This window comes from Hoeflea sp., assembly GCF_039975035.1.
In the GTDB taxonomy this organism is placed as follows: Bacteria; Pseudomonadota; Alphaproteobacteria; order Rhizobiales; family Rhizobiaceae; genus Hoeflea.
The window spans coordinates 14335-33474 of sequence record NZ_JBDWHW010000190.1; the positions used below are offsets into that span (position 1 = coordinate 14335).

Genomic DNA, 19140 nt, shown 5'->3' on the forward strand with positions numbered 1-19140 from the left:
GGCTTGACCGCACCGATTTCCCTGTACATTTCGTGGGCCAAATCGGTACGGCGCGAATTCGCGCGGCATGCCGAATCCCATGGCCGAATGCGAGCAATCTTATGAATGTAGTGGTAGTCGAATCGCCTGCGAAGGCAAAAACGATCAACAAATACCTCGGAAGCGATTTCAAGGTACTGGCCTCTTTCGGCCATGTCCGCGATCTCCCGGCCAAGGATGGCTCGGTGCTTCCCGACGAGGACTTCGCCATGTTGTGGGAAGTCGATACCGCCTCCAACAAGCGGCTGAAGGATATCACCGAGGCGCTCAAGGGAGCGGATTCGCTCATTCTGGCGACGGACCCGGACCGCGAGGGTGAAGCCATTTCCTGGCATGTGCTTGAGGTTCTGACCAAGAAGAAGGCGCTCAAGGACAAGAAAGTCTCCCGCGTCGTCTTCAATGCGATTACCAAGAAGTCGGTTCTCGATGCGATGAACAACCCGCGCGAGATCGACACGCCGCTGGTCGACGCCTATCTGGCGCGCCGGGCGCTCGACTATCTGGTCGGCTTCAACCTGTCGCCGGTGCTTTGGCGGAAACTTCCCGGCGCCCGCTCGGCCGGTCGGGTTCAGTCGGTGGCGCTGAGGCTCGTCTGCGACCGCGAAAGCGAGATCGAACGCTTCAATTCGGAAGAGTACTGGCAGATTTCGGCTGACCTGAAGACACCGCGCGGCGACGGCTTCACCGCCCGCCTCACCTCGCATGACGGTGAGAAGATCTCCAAGATGTCGATCACCGGCGGCGATCTGGCAGGCAACATCAAGGACATGCTCGAGGGCGCGTCCTTTGTCGCCGACAGCGTGGAGGCCAAGCCGACCCGGCGCAATCCGTCAGCCCCCTTCACCACGTCAACCTTGCAGCAGGCAGCATCGTCAAAGCTCGGCTTCAATGCCTCGCGCACCATGCAGGTGGCGCAGCGACTGTATGAAGGCATCGATATCGGCGGCGAGACCGTCGGTCTGATCACCTATATGCGAACCGATGGCGTGCAAATGGCGCCCGAGGCCATCGAGGAAGCCCGTGCCGCCATAGCGGCGCGCTTCGGTGATCGCTACCGCCCGGAAAAACCCCGCATCTACACCACCAAGGCGAAGAATGCGCAGGAAGCGCACGAAGCAATCCGGCCAACCGGATTCGAGCGCGCACCCGATGATGTCAAACGCTATCTCGATGCCGATCAGCTCAAGCTTTACGACCTGATCTGGAAACGCGCCATTGCCAGCCAGATGGCATCGGCAGAGATAGAGCGGACCACCGTCGACATCACCGCGACCAAGGACGGCAAGAGCGCCGGCCTGCGCGCGACCGGATCGGTAATCCGGTTCGACGGGTTCATTGCCGCCTACACCGATGCCAAGGAAGACGGTGAACAATCAGATGGCGACGATGATGACGACGCCCGCCTGCCCGAAATCAATGCGAAGGAAGCGCTGGCCAAGGACAAGATCAACGCCACGCAGCACTTCACCGAGCCGCCGCCACGCTATTCGGAAGCTTCACTGATCAAGAAGATGGAAGAGCTCGGCATCGGCCGGCCCTCGACTTATGCCTCGACACTGGCGACCCTGCGTGACCGCGAATATGTGGTCATCGACAAGCGCAGACTGATCCCCGAACCCAAGGGCCGGCTGGTCATCTCGTTTCTGGAGAACTTCTTCGAGCGCTATGTCGAATTCGGTTTCACCGCGGATCTCGAAGAAAAGCTTGACCGGATTTCCGCGGGCGAACTTGCCTGGAAGGACGTGCTGCGCGAATTCTGGACGGAGTTTCATTCCCACATCGAGGATACCAAGGACCTTCGTGTTACACAGGTGCTCGATGCGCTCAACGAGGCGCTGGCGCCGCTGGTGTTTCCGGTACGTGAGGACGGATCAAATCCGCGTATCTGCCCGACCTGTGGAACCGGCAACCTGTCGCTCAAGCTCGGCAAGTACGGTGCCTTTGTCGGGTGCTCGAATTATCCCGACTGCAATTTCACACGCCAGCTTTCCAACGATCAGAACGCTGACGGCGATGCGGCTCTGTCGAACGAGCCTCGGGATCTGGGCAAGGATCCGCACACGGAAGAGCCGATTACCCTGCGCACCGGCCGGTTTGGACCCTACGTCCAGCGCGGCGAGGGCAAGGAAGCCAAGCGCTCCAGCCTGCCAAAGGGATGGGCGCCCGACACGATCGATTACGAAAAGGCCCTGGCATTGCTAAGCCTGCCGCGCGACATCGGACAGCATCCGGAATCGGGAAAGATGATTTCCTCGGGGCTCGGTCGCTATGGTCCCTTCGTGTTGCATGACGGCACCTACGCCAATCTTGAGAGCATCGAGGATGTGTTCTCCATCGGGCTTAATCGTGCGGTCACCGTGATTGCCGAAAAGCAGGCCAAAGGTCCCGGCCGGGGTCGAGGGACACCGGCGGCGCTGAAGGCGCTCGGCGATCATCCCGACGGCGGCCCGGTCACCGTGCGGGACGGAAAATACGGACCTTACGTCAACTGGGGCAAGATCAACGCGACCCTGCCGAAGGACAAGGTTCCCACCGAGGTATCGCTTGAGGAAGCGCTTGAAATGATTGCAGCAAAAGCCGCTACATCGGGCAAGAAGGCGCCGGCCAAGAAAGCGTCGGCAGCCAAGAAGGCAACCAAACCGAAGGCGAAGGCCAAGAAACCCGCAGCCGCCAAGGCGAAGAAGGACTGACATTGGGACACCCTCCCCGCAAATCCGTGACTGGCAAACCAAACACCGGCAAGCCGGACGTAAAAACCGGGGAGGACCGCCCGGCGTTTCGCCGCGGAGATCTTCCCGACAGGGAAACGATTCTGCGTTTTCTCGGCGAAAACCCGGATCGCGCCTCCAAGCGCGACATCGCCAAGGCGTTCGGATTGAAAGGCGACACGCGCGCCGAGCTCAAGGCTCTGCTTCGCGAGCTTGAGGATGAGGGGCTTATCGAGCGCGACCGCAAAATGCTCAGGCGACCCGGCACGCTGCCGGCGGTGGCGGTGCTCGAAATCACCATGCGCAACCCTGACGGCGACCTGGTCGCCCGGCCGGCTGAATGGCTCGAGGATCATGGTGCGGCGCCGGCGGTGACAGTCCGTCAGTCAAACGCCGGGCGCGAACGCGGCAAGAGCCGCACGCCATCGATCGCGGCGGGCATCGGCGACAAGGTGCTGGCACGGATATTTGCGACGACGCATGGCGCGAAAACCAGCTACACCGCCCGCATCATGAAGGTGCTCGACCGGCGCGAGGGTCTTGTTCTCGGCGTTTTCCGCTCCACTCCGGGCGGCGGTGGCAGGCTGATGCCGATTGAACGGCGCGGTGAGGAATTCGCCATTGATCCCGATTTCACCGGTGAGGCAAAAGACGGCGATCTGGTCGAGGTGGAGACCGCGAAGCTCGGCCGCATGGGCTTGCCGCGCGCCAAGGTTCACGCCGTGCTGGGTTCGGTCGATGGCGAAAAGGCCATCTCGATGATCGCCATCCATTCCCACGGCATTCCGCATGTGTTTCCCGCCGAAGTGTTAAAAGCCGCTGACGACGCAAAGCCCGCCCCGCTTTCCGCAGGACGCGAGGACTGGCGGGATATGCCGCTGGTCACCATCGACCCCAGCGACGCCAAGGATCATGATGACGCGGTCTTCGCCGAGGAAGACACCTCCCCGGACAATACCGGCGGCGTCATCATTACCGTCGCGATTGCAGATGTGTCCTGGTATGTGCGTCCCGACTCGGCGCTCGACCGGGAAGCGCTGAAGCGCGGCAACTCCGCCTATTTTCCCGACCGGGTGGTTCCGATGCTGCCGGAGCGGATTTCCAACGATCTGTGTTCGTTGCGCCAGGGCGAGGACCGGCCGGCGCTGGCGCTGCGCATGGTGTTTTCCGCCGAAGGGCGCAAGGTCGGTCACAAGTTTCACCGGGTGATGATCAAGAGCGCGGCCAAACTGTCCTATCAGCAGGCCCAGGCAGCGATTGACGGTAATCCCGACGACACCTCCGGCCCGCTGCTGGAAGCCGTCCTGAAGCCGCTGTGGAACGCTTATGCTGTGCTCAAGCGAGAGCGGGACCGCCGCCAGCCGCTTGATCTCGACATGCCGGAGCGCAAGATCCTGCTCACACCGGATGGCAAGGTCGACAAGGTGATCGTGCCCGAGCGGCTCGACGCGCACCGGCTGATCGAAGAATTCATGATCCAGTCCAATGTCGCCGCGGCGGAAACCCTGGAAAAACGCAAACAACCACTGATCTACCGCGTTCATGACCAGCCATCGCTGGCCAAACAGGAAGTCCTGCGCGAGTTTCTCGGCACGCTCGGCCTGTCACTGGCGCGCGGAGCGGCGGTACGGGCAAGCGCTTTCAACGGGATTCTGGCTCGGGCATCGGGAGAGCCCCATCAGGGCATGGTCAACGAGATGGTTCTGCGCAGCCAGAGCCAGGCCATCTATTCACCGGAAAATCTTGGTCATTTTGGTCTCAACCTCATGAAATACGCGCATTTCACCTCGCCAATCCGGCGCTATGCGGATCTGATCGTGCATCGCGCGCTGGTCGGTGCGCTGGGCCTTGGCGAGGGCGCAATCACGCCTGCGGAAGAAGCCGGGCTGGAAAACATTGCCGCGGAAATTTCTGTCACCGAGCGACGCGCCATGGCAGCAGAACGCGATACAGTGGATCGGCTTGTTGCCCACCACCTCGCCGGACGCATTGGCGAAACCTTTGAAGGGCGCATTTCCGGCGTGACCAAATCCGGGCTTTTTGTCAGCCTGCCGCAATTTGGCGCGGATGGCTTTATACCTGTCTCAACACTGGGACTTGACTATTATCACTACGACGAGGCTCATCAGGCACTCGCGGGGGAGAAAACCGGCCTGGGATACCGGCTCGGCGACGGGGTGGAGGTCAAGATTGTCGAAGTTATACCGCTGGCCGGTTCGATGCGGTTTGAGATGGTCAGTGAAGGACACAAAATGCCTGCCGGCACCAGGTCGTTTCACAAATCCGGCCGGGCGCGCCGTGGCGGCCCCAAGAAGCCAGGAACACGCCCTCCACGCGGGCGGCGCTGAAACAGCGCCGAGCGAACAACCAGCAGCGTCCCAAGCGCTCGCTCAGAATCAGGAGAAGAAAGATGCTCGAATTTGGTGGCGACGCGGCCAGGAATGAAGACGCACCACGCGATACCTGGCGCGCGGTCAAGCGCGGGGTTCTCTGCCGCTGTCCCAATTGCGGCGAAGGCAAACTGTTCAAGGCCTATCTGAAGTCTGTGGACGCCTGCCCGGCATGTGGCGAGGAAATGCTTCATCACCGTGCCGATGATTTTCCGGCCTACCTCGCGATCTTCATTGTCGGTCACATCGTTGTTGCGGGCTTTATGGCTACCGACACGTGGCTGGTGCTTGAAAGCTGGCAGCATCTGATGATCTGGATCCCGATTACGATAATCCTGACGCTGGCGATACTGCCCTCCATCAAAGGCGGGGTCATCGGACTGCAATGGGCTTTGCGTATGCACGGATTTGGCGGTGAGTCGGAAGAAGCGTTGCTTGAAGAACCCGCCTATGAGGATGCACGATGAACGACAGCGACACTTCCAAGCTCGAACTTCTCACGGAAGAACAGCGGACCAGAACCGGTGATACACGCCACCCCACCCGGACACCACGAGATGCGGCCTCGCTGATTCTTCTGGACCGGACCGACACGGTACCGCGGGCGCTGCTGGGCAAACGCGGAAAAGCCCATGCCTTCATGCCCGATCTCTATGTCTTCCCCGGCGGCAGACGTGATCCTGCCGACAACAGAACGCCGCTTGCCCGTCCATTGCGCGATGACGTCGCCGACAAACTCATGCAGCGAACCACCGCCCGATTCCACAGCTACGCCGCGCGCGGCCTTGCTGTGGCGGCGGCCCGCGAAATGCTTGAAGAGGCCCACCTGTCGCTGACACCGGAAGAATATGCCGGGTCTTTGCGGCCCGACGTCTCGCATTTCCGCTATCTGGCGCGGGCGATTACGCCTCCAGGCCAGCCGCGGCGATTCGATACCCGCTTTTTTGTCTGCTTCTGCGACGAAATGGGATTGGACCCAACAGCCATCCGCGACAGTGATGAATTGCATGACCTGACATGGCTGCCGATTGATTCGCACCACAGCCATCCCCTGCCCCGGATAACCAAAGTGATCCTCGGCGAGCTCACACAGGCGCTCGAGGAAGATCCTTCCCTACCTTTTGGCAGGACGGTGCCGTATTACTATTTCCGTAACGGACGATCCGTTCGCGAATTGATTTAAGGCCAATCCAGATGGATCACTCATCCTCACGCACCCCTGCGATCCGCGAGGTAATCCACTGGCCAGCACTGATCGCAGCCGTTTCGGCGATCACCGCAGTCGGCATCGCCATCGGCCTGGGTCTGCCGCTGTTGTCGATCATCCTGGAAAAGCGTGGCGTTTCATCTTCGATGATCGGCCTGAATTCAGCCATGGCAGGCGTGGCAGCCATGGTCGCCGCGCCGATCTCGACCATGATTGCGCGGCGACTGGGCGTGGTCACCACAATGGTGCTGTCCATTGTCGCGGCCGCAGCAAGCGCGCTCGGGTTCTTTTTTGCCGAGGCGCTCTGGATGTGGTTTCCGCTGCGTATCGTATTTCACGGCGCCATCACCATCCTGTTCGTGCTCTCCGAATTCTGGATCAATACCGCCGCCCCGCCAAGCCGCAGGGGATTGGTGCTCGGCATCTACGCAACGGTGCTCTCGCTCGGTTTCGCCGCCGGCCCCCTGATCTTCTCCGTGATCGGGTCGGACGGAATTTTGCCGTTTGCGATCGGCGCGGGCGTGATCCTGTTCGCAGCGGCGCCTATCCTGATGGCGCGCAAGGAAAACCCGGTGATCGACACCGCGCCCAATCATCCGTTCCTGCGCTACGTCTTCCTGGTCCCTACCGCGACAGCCGCAGTGTTCATTTTCGGCGCCGTGGAATCAGGCGGCCTGTCGCTGTTTCCGGTCTATGCCAACCGCACCGGCTTCACCGAATCACAAGGCGCGCTTCTGTTGATGATGATGGGGCTTGGAAACGTGCTGTTCCAGATCCCGGTCGGCCTGATCGCCGACCGGATCGGCGACCGCAGGCGGCTTTTGTCGCTGTTTGCGCTCATCGGGCTGATCGGGTCGATCGCCCTGCCCTTCCTGATCCACAACTGGCTGCTGACGGCGGTCATCCTGCTGTTCTGGGGCGGCAGCGTCGCCGGGCTGTATACGGTCGGTCTGGCGCATCTGGGCGACAAACTGCACGGCGCGGACCTTGCATCGGCGAATGCAGCCTTTGTTTTCTGCTACGCGCTTGGCATGCTGGTTGGTCCGCAGACCATTGGCGTGGCGATGGATGTGGCCGGGAACCACGGATTTGCGTGGGCGCTGGCGTTCTTTTTTGCGATTTATGTGGCCCTGACCGTATTTCGCATCGTGCTCGAGCCAAAACGGACTTGACTTTCAGCGCGGCTTTTGTAGGTTCCGCGCAAGTTTCGCCGTGGAGCCTTGTGCGCTGTCCGCGGCTTCATTTTTGAAGAAGGCAAGACACCATGGCCAAGGCGACCACTATCAAGATCAAGCTCCTGTCGACTGCAGACACCGGCTTTTTCTATGTTACCAAGAAGAACAGCCGTACCTTCACCGACAAGATGGTGAAGACCAAGTACGATCCGATTGCCAAGAAGCACGTTGAATTCAAGGAAGCCAAGATCAAGTAATCCGGCTTCCCACCCTGCAAGCAACAGGGACGGTGCGATCAATAAAAAAAACCCGCTTCTTTCCGGAAGCGGGTTTTTTGTGTCGAGGGCCGATCAAGAAAAATGCGTGGAACGAGGATACCACAAGTGCATTGATCCCGATCGGCCACCCCACGACCCAGGAGATGCGGCGGACCTGAACATCATGGGGTATTGCTATATTTGTGCGATTGTAACCTGCCTGTATGACAGTCCCAAAACGCTTCATGTGCGCGGAACATTTGTACCAATCCGATATAAAATCAATAGTTTCTTAACTTTTTGTCAAAACTGTCCACGTTTGTGGTTAATTATCACTACAGTTTTAAGGATTGATTGACTCAGATCAAATCCCGCGCGAATCCGCCGGGCGCGGCAGATCGCCGATCAAGAATTCCGGTGTTCTTTTGTCAACTGTGTCGGCGCCTTGCTTCCAGTCGCGCGCAACTGATGCTGCATCACATTGAAAGATGCCTGCACGCTCGTGTTCAAATGGACACTCTGAAAGCGACGTTTATCAAGCGGCCTGGCCAACGACCCGATTGCGACCTTCGTTCTTGGCCTGATACAGCGACTTGTCGGCGCGGCGGAGAAGTGAATCAGCGCCCTCGCCGTCTTTTTCCAGCGTCGCGATCCCGATCGATGTGGTCAATTGCACCATGGCCCCGGACTGAGAGACCCGGAACGGTGTGCTTGCGATTTCCTCGCGCAGCCGTTCGGCGACTTGGGCCGCTGTCACCGTCGTTGTGTCCGGCATAACCACCACGAATTCCTCACCGCCATACCGGCAGGCAAGATCAGCGCCGCGCACAGCCTCTCTCAAGCGGTGTGCGAACTGACGCAAGATGTCGTCACCGCCTTCGTGGCCATGGATATCATTGACGGCTTTGAAATGATCGATATCGGTGATCAGCACTGAAAGCGGTCGACCCCGGCGATTGGAGCGGTCAACCAGTGTCGCCAGATGGGTGTCGAGATAGCGGCGATTGTTCAGGCCAGTCAGCGCGTCGGTGACGGCAAATTCGACCGATTCCGAAAGGCTGGCGCGTAACCGGTCGGTATAGCGCTTGCGGCGGATCTGGGTGACGCTGCGGGCGACCAGCTCATTGGGATCGAGCGGTCGCAGAAGGTAATCGTTGACGCCGAGTTCCAGTGCGCGGATCACCAGGTCTTCCTCGCCCTGCTCGGCGACCACGAGCATGGGAATGAAGCGGGTCCGCTCCAGCGAACGCAATTGCGAGCACAAACGCAAAGGATCGTAGTCCTCAAGCGACGACGAAACGATCACCAGCTCATAAGGCTTGTCGGCCGCCTCGAACAGGGCCGCCTGCGGATCGCCGATCGCGGTGACTTCGGCAATTCCCTTAAGCGCCCGGTTCATGCGTTCTTGCGAATTGGCCCGGCTGTCGACCAGCAACACCATGCCCGGCTCTTCCAATTGGCCCTGATGCGGCGCCAGAAGCGTCTCCAGACCGATGTTGCGCGCTGTCTCCGCACGAAGGCGGAGCTCGTCACTCAAAGCCTTGAAGCGGATCAGGCTCTTGACCCTGGTCATAAGCTGCAGATCATTGACCGGCTTGGTCAGAAAATCGTCGGCGCCGACCTGGAGGCCGCGCACGCGGTCAGCAGGTTGATCAAGCGCTGTTACCATGACGACAGGAATATGGGCGGTGCGCGGGTTGTGCTTGAGGCGCTGACAGACCTCAAACCCGTCGATACCCGGCATCATGATGTCGAGCAGAATGAGATCAACCGGGGTCTGGTCGCAAATCGTCAGCGCTGTCATTCCGTCGGCCGCGGTGAGCACTTCGAAATACTCGGCCATCAGCCGCGCCTCGAGAAGCTTCACATTGGCTGGAATGTCGTCAACCACCAGAATGCGCGCGGTCATATCTTCTCTCCGCCCTCAAGCATCGCCAAGGTAAGTCTTGATGGTTTCAATGAACCGGGGAACCGATATCGGCTTGGAAATATAGGCCTCGCACCCGCCCTGGCGAATGCGTTCCTCGTCACCCTTCATTGCGAAGGCAGTCACGGCAATAACCGGAATCATGTGCAGATCGTCATCCTGCTTGAGCCATTTCGTGACTTCAAGTCCCGAAACCTCGGGCAACTGGATGTCCATCAGGATGAGATCCGGACGATGCAGGCGAGCAAGATCCATCGCCTCCAGTCCGTTGCGGGTCTGGATGGTCTTGTATCCTGATGCTTCGATCAGATCCCGGAAAAGCTTCATGTTGAGTTCGTTGTCCTCAACAATCATCACCTGCTTTGTCATGTCCGCTCCCATCCCCGATCCGGCCGGACCATATGTCCTCCGGATGCCACTGTTGCCGGCTGCCTGTGATCCCTATCACCTGCATTGAACCGCGTTCGTTTGCGACAAATACGATCAGCAATGCCAGTCAACGCCATCACCTTAGTTCCATTAGGTTGAAAAAGTGGTAATCGGACATTTCGAATGCGGTTCAAGGCAATCCGGGGGAACGAGAACACCATGGCAGATGCACAAGACACAGCGATCGCAGTGCTGGTTTGGCTTGCAGGCGAGCCTGAACTGATGGGCCGTTTTCTGGCGCTGACAGGGCTTGAAGCCGACAATCTGCGCGATGCCGCCACGGAGCCCGGATTTCTCGCCGGTGTCTTGAGCTTTCTGATGAACCACGAGCCGACCTTGATGGATTTCTGCGCCGCCAGCGGGACCAGACCCGAAGATGTGTCGCGCGCCTTCCTTGCGCTTGGCGGATCGAGCGAGGCCGGATGATGCTGATCCCCGATGCCGAACATGACGATTTGGTGCTGGGCGAACGTCCGTTGATCGTTTGCGATATCGATGAGGTGGTGCTGGAATTCGTAACACCGTTTCAGGCTTTCCTGACCGGCAATGGCCATGAGTTGCGCCCCACATCCTTCAGCCTGAATGGCAATGTCTTCAGCCTTGCTCATGGCGGCGAAACCCCGAAGGATGAGATTGCGCGTCTGCTGGAGGCGTTTTTCTCCTGCCAGGAAGACTGGCAAACGCCGGTAGTCGAGGCTGCCGAAAGCCTCAGCCGATTGTCCGGCGAAGCGGACATTGTGTTCCTGACGGCGATGCCGCCACGCCACCGGGATGTCCGGCGCAAACTGCTCTCGCGTCACGGATTCGATTATCCGATGATCGCCACCGAATCGGCCAAGGGTCCGGCGGTGATGGCGCTGCACGGCTCGCGGACCCAGCCTGTGGTGTTTCTCGACGACATTTTCGTCAATCTCCAGTCGGTGCGCCAACATGTCCCTCAGACATTGCTCCTCAATCTGATCGCCAATGGCATGTTCCGCTCGCTGGCGCCGCATCCCGGTGAGGGTGTTGAGATCGTCACCGACTGGCCCCACGCCGAAACGATGATCAAGGCGCATTTCGCTTCTGCCGGGAAATGAGTGCCTGCGCAGGACTTCTGATCGGGTGAAACTCTCCGGGCGCATCAACGGCCGGCGGATCTTGCGCTTGATCCCTGTTTCAAAACCGGCCTTCCTGAAGATCGACACAGGGCCGGCAAACAGACCTGCCGATTTTGACTGATTGACCTTTTGTCTCGGGCAGGCCTCGACCACCCGGGCGCCGATTTGCCGGGCATGAGCGTCCGCCACATCGAGCAGCAGGTGGCTGATTCCCTCTCCTCGCCGCCGGGACCGGATGACGAAACACGAGACCGCCCCGAGACCAGGAGACGAGGGTTCGTCGCCATCAAGAGGCCTGGACACCGTCCCGCCCGTGTTCCAGCGCGCCACATCGGTGCGCGGTGTGACCTGCACCCATCGCACAGACGCTCCCTCATCAATCGCGATCAAGCCCGGCGGCAGCGAGGCTTGCGTCGCCTGTTTGAGACGCAGGTTCCTGCCTTGCTTGCTGGTTGCGTCACTCTGTTCGGGCGCCGGCCGGGAACAGCTGTGCCAGCCACCGCAGCAAGCGCCCTGCGGACCAAACAAAGTCTCCAGATGCGGCCAGAGATCGGACGTGACGGGGCTTACGGTCAGGGTCATTCGGCGCAGGCTCCTGATGGATCTGGCAGGCTTGTGAGTCGAAAGATTATTGCGTAATCTGTCAATGTTCAACCTTTGTTCTCTTACGGCAGGTCGATGCCCCAAACGTCTTCGCATTCAGATCCCGGCTTTTGCCGTGACTGCCTGACGACTGCTCGCGTGGAAGCCAGGCGTTGTCACGCCTGTGGCAGCCCGCGCATCATCCGTCATGCCGAGATTGATCAACTGACGCTGGCGCATGTGGATTGCGATGCGTTTTACGCAACCGTGGAAAAACGTGACCATCCCGAGCTTGCCGACAAGCCAGTGATCATTGGCGGGGGAAAACGCGGCGTTGTCTCGACCTGTTGCTACATCGCCCGCATTCATGGCGTGCGCTCGGCGATGCCGATGTTCAAGGCTCTGGATGCCTGTCCTGACGCGGTGGTAATCAAGCCGGACATGGAGAAATACGTCCGTGTCGGACGCGAGGTCCGGCGGATGATGGAGGACCTGACACCGCTGGTACAACCGATTTCGATCGACGAGGCCTTCCTTGACCTGGCCGGAACCGAGAAGCTGCACAAGGCTTCCCCTGCCCGCACGCTGGCGCGGTTTGCCGCCCGGGTCGAGGCGGAGATCGGCATCAGCCTTTCGGTCGGCCTGTCCTATTGCAAGTTTCTCGCCAAGGTGGCTTCCGATCTCGACAAACCACGCGGCTTCTCGGTAATCGGCAAGCAAGAGGCGATGTCGTTTCTTGCGCCGCGTCCGGTCACACAGATCTGGGGTGTCGGCAAAGCCTTCGCAGCTACCCTTGAGCGCAACGGCATCCGCACCATAGGCCAGTTGCAGACCATGGAACTGACCGCGCTGATGCGCGGCTACGGAGTGATGGGCAAGCGGCTCTACCATCTGTCGCGCGGCGAGGACGAGCGCACGGTTCATCCCAACGAGGGCGCAAAAAGCGTGTCCGCCGAAACCACGTTTGACACGGACCTGTCGAACGCCAGCGATCTGGTGCCGGTGCTCAGGCGCCTGTCCGAAAAGGTCTCGGCGCGCCTGAAGGCTTCCGGAATTGCCGGACACACCGTGGTACTGAAGCTCAAGACCGCGGATTTCAAAGGCCGGACCCGCAATTTCAAGCTGGAGGATCCAACCATGCTGGCCGACCGGATATTCCGCACCGGTCTGCATCTGCTCGAACGTGAACTGGGACAGGACCGGTTCCGCCTGATCGGCATCGGGGTGACCGATCTGGCCGACGCCGCGCGCGCCGATCCGCCCGATCTCGTCGATCCCGCAGCGGCGCGCCGGGCGGTGGCGGAAGGCGCCATTGACAAGGTGCGACAAAAATTCGGTCGAAACATTGTGGAAACTGGATATACATTCGGCACCTCGCGCAGCACACGCTAGGCGGAAGAGGATTGATATCGGGGCCGCTTCCACCTGCTTGCGGCGTTTGAGCATCACCAGCCTTTTACCGGTCCGGGAATTGGCGAAGACGCGGGAGCACTCTCGACCATGACAACACTTTCAATGCGCGAGCGTCTGTTGTTTCCAATCGGAGTGATGATCGCCGGGTTGCTCTCGGTCGCGCTTGCCTATTCCGCATTTACCGAGGATGGCGGAACCAATTCGGCGGCCCTGGTGGCGGATGCGTTCCTGCACGGCAGACTGTGGGTCGAATCCTGCTTCGATCTCGATTGCGCCAGTTACAATGGCCAGACTTATGTGGCGTTTCCGCCGTTCCCCGGCCTCGCGGCGCTGCCTCTGGTGGCCATCAACGGCATGGCAACGTCCGGCTTCATCGTCTTGACAACACTGTGTTTTGCGATGTCGTTGCTGGTATGGAACCGGATCTTCCGACAGTTGGAGGTGGCCCGTGCGGACCGGTCCTGGCTGATGCTGGCTCTGGGCTTTTCCAGCCCCTTGTTCTTTGTCACCATCCGTGGAGACGGCATCTGGTTTTTTGCGCAGGCGATTGCATTGCTGCTGACCAGTCTTGCCATTCATGAAGCGCTGGCCGGCCGTCTGATGAGCGCGGGTGTTGCCATTGCCTGCGCCTTCCTGAGCCGCCAGATGAGCATTTTCTATGTGCCGCTGCTTCTGGTGCTGTCACTTCGCGCCGAAGTACCGCTAGTGTCAGCGATACCGGACAGGATCATCCGGGCCATGAAACTGGGGATCCCGGTGGCTGCGGCGATTGGTCTTTACCTGCTGTACAATCAAGCCCGGTTCGGATCGCTGCTGGAGTCCGGCTATGCCTACATCGACTATCCGCCCGGCGTGCTGAAAGACCGGCTGGACGCGTACGGATTATGGAGTCTGGAATACCTGCCGTTCAATCTCTACCATGCACTGGTACAGGGATTTCATGCCCGATTCGAGGGTTTCGGAAATCTGGAGCTGGTTGGAATCGATCGCTTCGGCACCGCGTTCCTGGTGGCGAGCCCGTGGCTGGTCATGTTGTTTTTCACCCCGATCAACCGGCGCACGGTGTTTGCCGGACTGCTGGTGGCCGGTCTGATCACGGCCATGCTGTTTTACCACTCCAACGGCTACACCCAGTACAATGTCCAGCGTTACATGCTCGACTGGCTGCCAGCTGCGCTGATGATGCTGGCCTACGCAATTCCGCGCCACACCACTCCGCTGTTTCCACTGAGTGTGTTGTGGGGCATGGCACTGAACGCCGTGACCATTGCCACCATGACGGTCGTGCTTTGAGCCGCGCTGCCGCCTGACGCATGCCGGTGTCGCAAAACCGCTACCCCCTTAAGCGCGCCTTGGGTCAGACCAGCTCCACATCAAGCACGCCGGGTGCTGCCTTCAATGCCGAGGCGATCTGCGGCGATATCCTGTAGCGATCCGCTAATGTCACCTCGATCTCCCGGCGGCCATCATCCTTGATCATGACGAAGGACACCTGCCCTTCGCCATGCGTCTTCAAATGCGTCGACACCGAATTGAGCGGCCTGGCGTCGCGCATGTAGACCCTGAGCGCGGACTGGCCGCGGGCGGCGCGGTCCTCAAGTGAATCAGCGGTCTGGATTCTGAGCCCGATACCTTCCGGACGCTCCTCGGCATTGACCGTGATGACGATCGATTTGCCGGGTTCGAGCAATTCCCGGTAGAGCGCCAGGCCTTCGGAAAACAGCACCGCCTCATATTGGCCGGAACTGTCGGAGAACGCCACGATCCCCATCTTGTTGCCGGTGCGGGTCTTGCGCTCTTGCTTGCTGGTAACGGTACCGGCAAGCCGCCCGGCAGTGGCGCCGGCCTTGACGGCGAGCGAAAAATCCGCCCAGGTCTGCACGCGCATCTTGGCCAGAAGATCATTATAGGAATCAAGCGGATGCGCGGACAGGTAAAAGCCCAGCGCCTGGTATTCCCGGTGCAGTTTTTCAGCCGGAAGCCACGGAGTGGCGGCGGGCAGATGAATGGATTCCGTGCTGTCTTGCGACGCCCCCATGCCGAACATGTCGCTCTGGCCGCTGATACGGTTTTCCTGGGCGCGCTGGGCGAAGCCCAGGATGCGGTCAAGCCCGGCGCTCAATGCCGCCCGGTCCTGGCCAAAGCAATCGAGCGCACCTGCGGCGATCAGGCTTTCGAGAACCCGGCGGTTGACCTGGCGCGGATCAATGCGGGTGCAAAAATCCTCGAGCGAGGCAAAAGGTTCATCGCCACGGGCCTCGACAATGTGTTCCACGGCGGTGTCACCGACCCCCTTGATGGCAGCCAGTGCATAATAGATTTTGTTGTCGCCGGTTTCGAAGTGGCGGAAGCTGGTCTGCACCGATGGCGCCACAACCTCGATCTTCAACCGTCTTGCATCCTGACGGAAATCGACAAGCTTGTCGGTGTTCGACATATCAAGCGTCATCGACGCGGCGAGAAACTCGACCGGATAATGCGCCTTGAGATAGGCGGTCTGGTAGGACACGATGCCGTAGGCGGCGGCGTGGGACTTGTTGAAGCCGTAATTGGCAAACTTGGCGAGCAGGTCGAAGATCATGTCGGCCTGCGGCTTGGAGACGTCGCGCTCGACAGCGCCCTCGACGAAGCGGGCGCGCTGCTTGTCCATTTCCTCCTTGATCTTCTTGCCCATGGCACGGCGCAGCAGGTCGGCTTCGCCAAGCGAGTAACCGGCCAGAACCTGAGCGATCTGCATCACCTGCTCCTGGTAGACGATAACCCCTTGCGTTTCGGCAAGCAGCCCATCGATCTTGGGGTGGATAGAGGCCAGTTCCTCTTCGCCGTGCTTGCGGGCGTTGTAGACCGGGATGTTTTCCATCGGACCAGGACGGTAGAGCGCCACGAGCGCGATGATATCCTCGATCCGGTCGGGCCGCATGCCGATGAGCGCCTTGCGCATGCCGGCGGATTCCACCTGGAACACCCCTACCGTTTCACCGCGTGACAGCATTTCGTATGTCGGCTTGTCATCCAGCGGCAAAGCCTCAAGATCGATAGTGATGTTGCGCTTGGCGATGAAGCCGACCGCGGTCTTGAGCACCGTGAGCGTTTTCAGTCCGAGAAAGTCGAACTTGACCAGCCCCGCCTGCTCCACCCATTTCATGTTGAACTGGGTAACCGGCATGTCCGAGCGTGGATCGCGGTACATCGGAACCAGTTGCGACAGCGGCCGGTCGCCAATGACGATGCCCGCGGCATGGGTCGAGGCGTGCCGGTAAAGCCCTTCAAGTTTCTGTGCGATATCGAGAAGCCGACCGACGGCGGGCTCCTTGTCCGCCTCTTCCTGGAAGCGCGGCTCCTCCTCGATCGCCTTGTGCAACGGCGTCGGGTTGGCCGGATTGTTGGGCACCAGCTTGCAGATGCGGTCGACCAGCCCGTAGGGCATCTCCAGAACCCGGCCGACATCGCGCAGCGCCGCACGCGCCTGCAGACTTCCGAAAGTGATGATCTGGCCGACCTGCTCGCGGCCATATTTGCCCACCACATAGCGGATGACTTCTTCGCGGCGATCCTGGCAGAAGTCGATATCAAAGTCGGGCATCGATACGCGGGCCGGGTTGAGGAAGCGCTCGAACAGCAGCGAAAACCGCAATGGATCCACATCGGTAATGGTCAGTGCATAGGCCACCAGAGATCCGGCGCCCGAACCACGGCCCGGCCCGACAGGAATACCCTGGTCCTTGGCCCATTTGATGAAGTCGGCCACGATCAGAAAGTAACCGGGGAATTTCATGTTCTCGATGATGTCGAGTTCGATCTGCAACCGCTCGCGGTAATCGGTTTCGCTGAAGCCTTCTGCCATGCCGATCCGGGTCAGCCGACGCTCCAACCCCTCCAGCGATTGTCGCCGCAGTTCGGCAGCCTCGGCGGCAAGTGCCGCCGCCGGGTCACCCTCGCCACCACCGGTGAACCGCGGCAGGATCGGCGCGCGGGTTTCGACAATGGCGCTGCAGCGTCGGGCAATCTCGACGGTGCTGGCCAGGGCTTCGGGAATATCGGCGAAGAGTTCGGCCATCTCGGAACGCGATTTGAGACAATTGTCAACGCTCAGCCGCGGCCGCCGGTCATCCGACATCACGGCGTTGCTGGCCACCGCCATCAGCGCATCATGAGCTTCGAAATCGTCGGGCGTGGGGAAAAACGCCTCGTTGGTCGCCACCAGCGGCACTTCGCACTCATAGGCGAGCGCGATCATCTTTGCCTCGTGGCTGCGGTCATATCCGCGCTGGCGCTGCAATTCGAGATAGATCCGGTCGCCGAACACCGATTTGAGCCGCTCCAACCGGGCCTTTGCCAGTTCGGGGTGACCATCACGCATGGCCTGATCGACCGGCCCGCCGCCGGCGCCTGTGATCGCTATAAGGCCTGTAGCCTCCTGTTCAAGCCAGGACAGCTCGATATGCGGCCGGTCGGAATTGTCACCGTCGAGATAGGCCTGACTGACGATCGCCACCAACCGGTCGTACCCAGTCGCCGTGGCGGCATACAGGACGATATGCGGCGCCTTCTGCAGATGATCGCGATGCGACGAACGGCGCTCGTCAGCCTGTCCGTCCTGCATATCGATATCGAGCTGGCATCCGATCAGCGGCTGGATGCCCGCTTCCATTGCCTTGACCGAAAATTCCAACGCTCCGAACAAGTTGTTGGTGTCGGTGATCGCCAGCGCCGGCTGATCATCGGAAACCGCGCGCTTGATCAGGGTCTTGATCGGCAGCGCGCCCTCAAGCAGCGAATAGGCCGAATGCACACGCAAATGTACAAATCCGGGCCAACCGTCAGACCCGCGGTCACCGGCGTGCTTGTCACGCTCGCGCGCCTGCCCTGTTCCACCAGCCAAATTGGCCAGCAGCCTGGCTGATTTGTTTTCCCGCGCCATTGCAATCCTCTGCCGAAAGATCCCGCGGTCATTGCCATTCTGGCGCGACCGAAGACTCAAAGGTCAATTGTGAGGACCCGGACAGCAAAGTCCAGAGCAAGGCAGTCAAAATGCAGCAGCTACACAGTCAAGTTCTGATCAGCCCACGAGCAGCATCACAGGATGACAAGACCCACCGGCCAAATGCTCCGGCATTTTACGCGGAAGACAGAAATCAAGGGTTGTTCAACCCAAACTCAGAACGCCATCGCCAGCACGGCGAAACTCGCCACGAACAGCGACATGGAAACGAAAGCGGCAAGGTCACGGGCAAATGCAGTCATGATCAACTCCTTTATTCACTTTGTGTTCTTTTATAGTTCGCTGTTTGTTCTATTGTCAAGCGCATTTGATCCGAATTTTTCCAATCGTTTCCGGCAAGGCGAGCCTGCGCGAAGGCACAAAAAAACCCGGGCGCTGACGCCCGGGTTCAGTGTGCTCAATATGCTCAAGCCAAACGCTTAGTTGCAAGCATCCTTGAGGCCCTTGCCGGCCGAGAACTTCGGCACGTTACGGGCAGGAATATCAACTTCCTTGCCGGTCTGCGGATTGCGGCCCTTGGAGGCTTCACGGCGGGATACGGTGAAATTGCCAAATCCGATGAGGCGAACATCGCCACCGTTTTTCAACTCACCTGTGATGGTTTCGAAAACCGCCTCGACAGCCGATGTGGCGTCTCCCTTGCTGATGCCCGATTTCTCGGCCACAGCGGCCACGAGTTCATTTTTGTTCATTTCCGTCCCTTTCCTGGCGTTATGTCGACTCAGTCTGTTCGATGCGGTGATCCTACGCATCTCGCGGTTTCGTGCAACAAAACTCCCCGGAATCCGCGGCTTATTAAGGGTTTTCACAGCTTCCGGGATGAAAACAGGCGGGAATTTGTCCCGCCTGTTACATTCATGGTTTGCAATTGGTTAAAACGGCGGCGCCGCGTACCTGGTCGGATACGCGGC

General features: G+C 59.9%; 14 protein-coding genes. 10 read left to right on the plus strand and 4 right to left on the minus strand.

Translation table 11 applies throughout. From position 1 onward, the window contains the following. The first annotated feature begins 101 nt into the window (after window positions 1-101). From topA to rpmG, 6 genes are all read left to right on the plus strand, one after another. Window positions 102-2729 carry a type I DNA topoisomerase gene (topA, locus tag ABJN75_RS17140; RefSeq protein WP_348440799.1) on the plus strand — a complete coding sequence of 876 codons (2628 nt, stop codon included), beginning with the start codon at window positions 102-104 and terminating at the stop codon, window positions 2727-2729. A 2-nt stretch (window positions 2730-2731) separates the two neighbouring features. After that, complete coding sequence (gene rnr, locus ABJN75_RS17145; protein WP_348440800.1) at window positions 2732-5095, plus strand: ribonuclease R; 2364 nt, start codon at window positions 2732-2734, stop codon at window positions 5093-5095. Window positions 5096-5157: 62 nt separating this feature from the next. Then, window positions 5158-5604 carry a DUF983 domain-containing protein gene (locus ABJN75_RS17150; protein WP_348440801.1) on the plus strand — a complete coding sequence of 149 codons (447 nt, stop codon included), beginning with the start codon at window positions 5158-5160 and terminating at the stop codon, window positions 5602-5604. Continuing rightward, entirely contained in the window at window positions 5601-6320 is a 720-nt protein-coding gene (locus ABJN75_RS17155; protein ID WP_348440802.1) for a hydrolase, read from the plus strand. Before ABJN75_RS17150 ends, ABJN75_RS17155 begins: the two co-directional genes overlap by 4 nt. 11 nt (window positions 6321-6331) lie before the next feature. Then, window positions 6332-7516 carry an MFS transporter gene (locus tag ABJN75_RS17160; protein WP_348440804.1) on the plus strand — a complete coding sequence of 395 codons (1185 nt, stop codon included), beginning with the start codon at window positions 6332-6334 and terminating at the stop codon, window positions 7514-7516. 92 nt (window positions 7517-7608) lie between these two features. Continuing rightward, window positions 7609-7776, plus strand: a complete 168-nt coding sequence (gene rpmG / locus ABJN75_RS17165) for a 50S ribosomal protein L33 (RefSeq protein WP_007197024.1) — start codon at window positions 7609-7611, stop codon at window positions 7774-7776. A gap of 535 nt (window positions 7777-8311) precedes the next feature. Here the strand turns inward: rpmG and ABJN75_RS17170 are convergent. Continuing rightward, window positions 8312-9685, minus strand: a complete 1374-nt coding sequence (locus tag ABJN75_RS17170; RefSeq protein ID WP_348440805.1) for a PleD family two-component system response regulator — start codon at window positions 9683-9685, stop codon at window positions 8312-8314. A gap of 15 nt (window positions 9686-9700) precedes the next feature. Then, window positions 9701-10072 (minus strand): response regulator, encoded by a 372-nt coding sequence (locus tag ABJN75_RS17175; RefSeq protein WP_035526276.1) that lies wholly within the window; start codon window positions 10070-10072, stop codon window positions 9701-9703. 219 nt (window positions 10073-10291) lie between these two features. On the opposite strand from ABJN75_RS17175, the gene ABJN75_RS17180 reads away from it, so the two are divergent. The 4 genes from ABJN75_RS17180 to ABJN75_RS17195 all read left to right on the plus strand — a co-directional run bounded on the left by ABJN75_RS17180 (window position 10292) and on the right by ABJN75_RS17195 (window position 14520). Then, window positions 10292-10558, plus strand: a complete 267-nt coding sequence (locus ABJN75_RS17180) for a DUF3572 domain-containing protein (RefSeq protein WP_348440806.1) — start codon at window positions 10292-10294, stop codon at window positions 10556-10558. Beyond that, window positions 10555-11211 (plus strand): hypothetical protein, encoded by a 657-nt coding sequence (locus ABJN75_RS17185; RefSeq protein ID WP_348440808.1) that lies wholly within the window; start codon window positions 10555-10557, stop codon window positions 11209-11211. Before ABJN75_RS17180 ends, ABJN75_RS17185 begins: the two co-directional genes overlap by 4 nt. 699 nt (window positions 11212-11910) lie before the next feature. Continuing rightward, a complete protein-coding gene (locus ABJN75_RS17190) occupies window positions 11911-13206 on the plus strand; it encodes a DNA polymerase IV (protein WP_348440809.1) in 1296 nt (431 codons plus the stop codon). Between the two features lie 108 nt (window positions 13207-13314). Continuing rightward, window positions 13315-14520: a hypothetical protein gene (locus ABJN75_RS17195; RefSeq protein ID WP_348440810.1), complete on the plus strand. Its 1206-nt coding sequence runs from the start codon at window positions 13315-13317 to the stop codon at window positions 14518-14520. A 64-nt stretch (window positions 14521-14584) separates the two neighbouring features. On the opposite strand, the gene dnaE is transcribed toward ABJN75_RS17195, so the two are convergent. Together dnaE and hupB are read right to left on the minus strand one after the other, a co-directional pair. After that, window positions 14585-18148 carry a DNA polymerase III subunit alpha gene (gene dnaE, locus ABJN75_RS17200; protein ID WP_348440811.1) on the minus strand — a complete coding sequence of 1188 codons (3564 nt, stop codon included), beginning with the start codon at window positions 18146-18148 and terminating at the stop codon, window positions 14585-14587. A gap of 500 nt (window positions 18149-18648) precedes the next feature. After that, window positions 18649-18981 carry a DNA-binding protein HupB gene (gene hupB / locus ABJN75_RS17205; protein ID WP_280114109.1) on the minus strand — a complete coding sequence of 111 codons (333 nt, stop codon included), beginning with the start codon at window positions 18979-18981 and terminating at the stop codon, window positions 18649-18651. Between the last annotated feature and the right edge of the window lie 159 nt (window positions 18982-19140).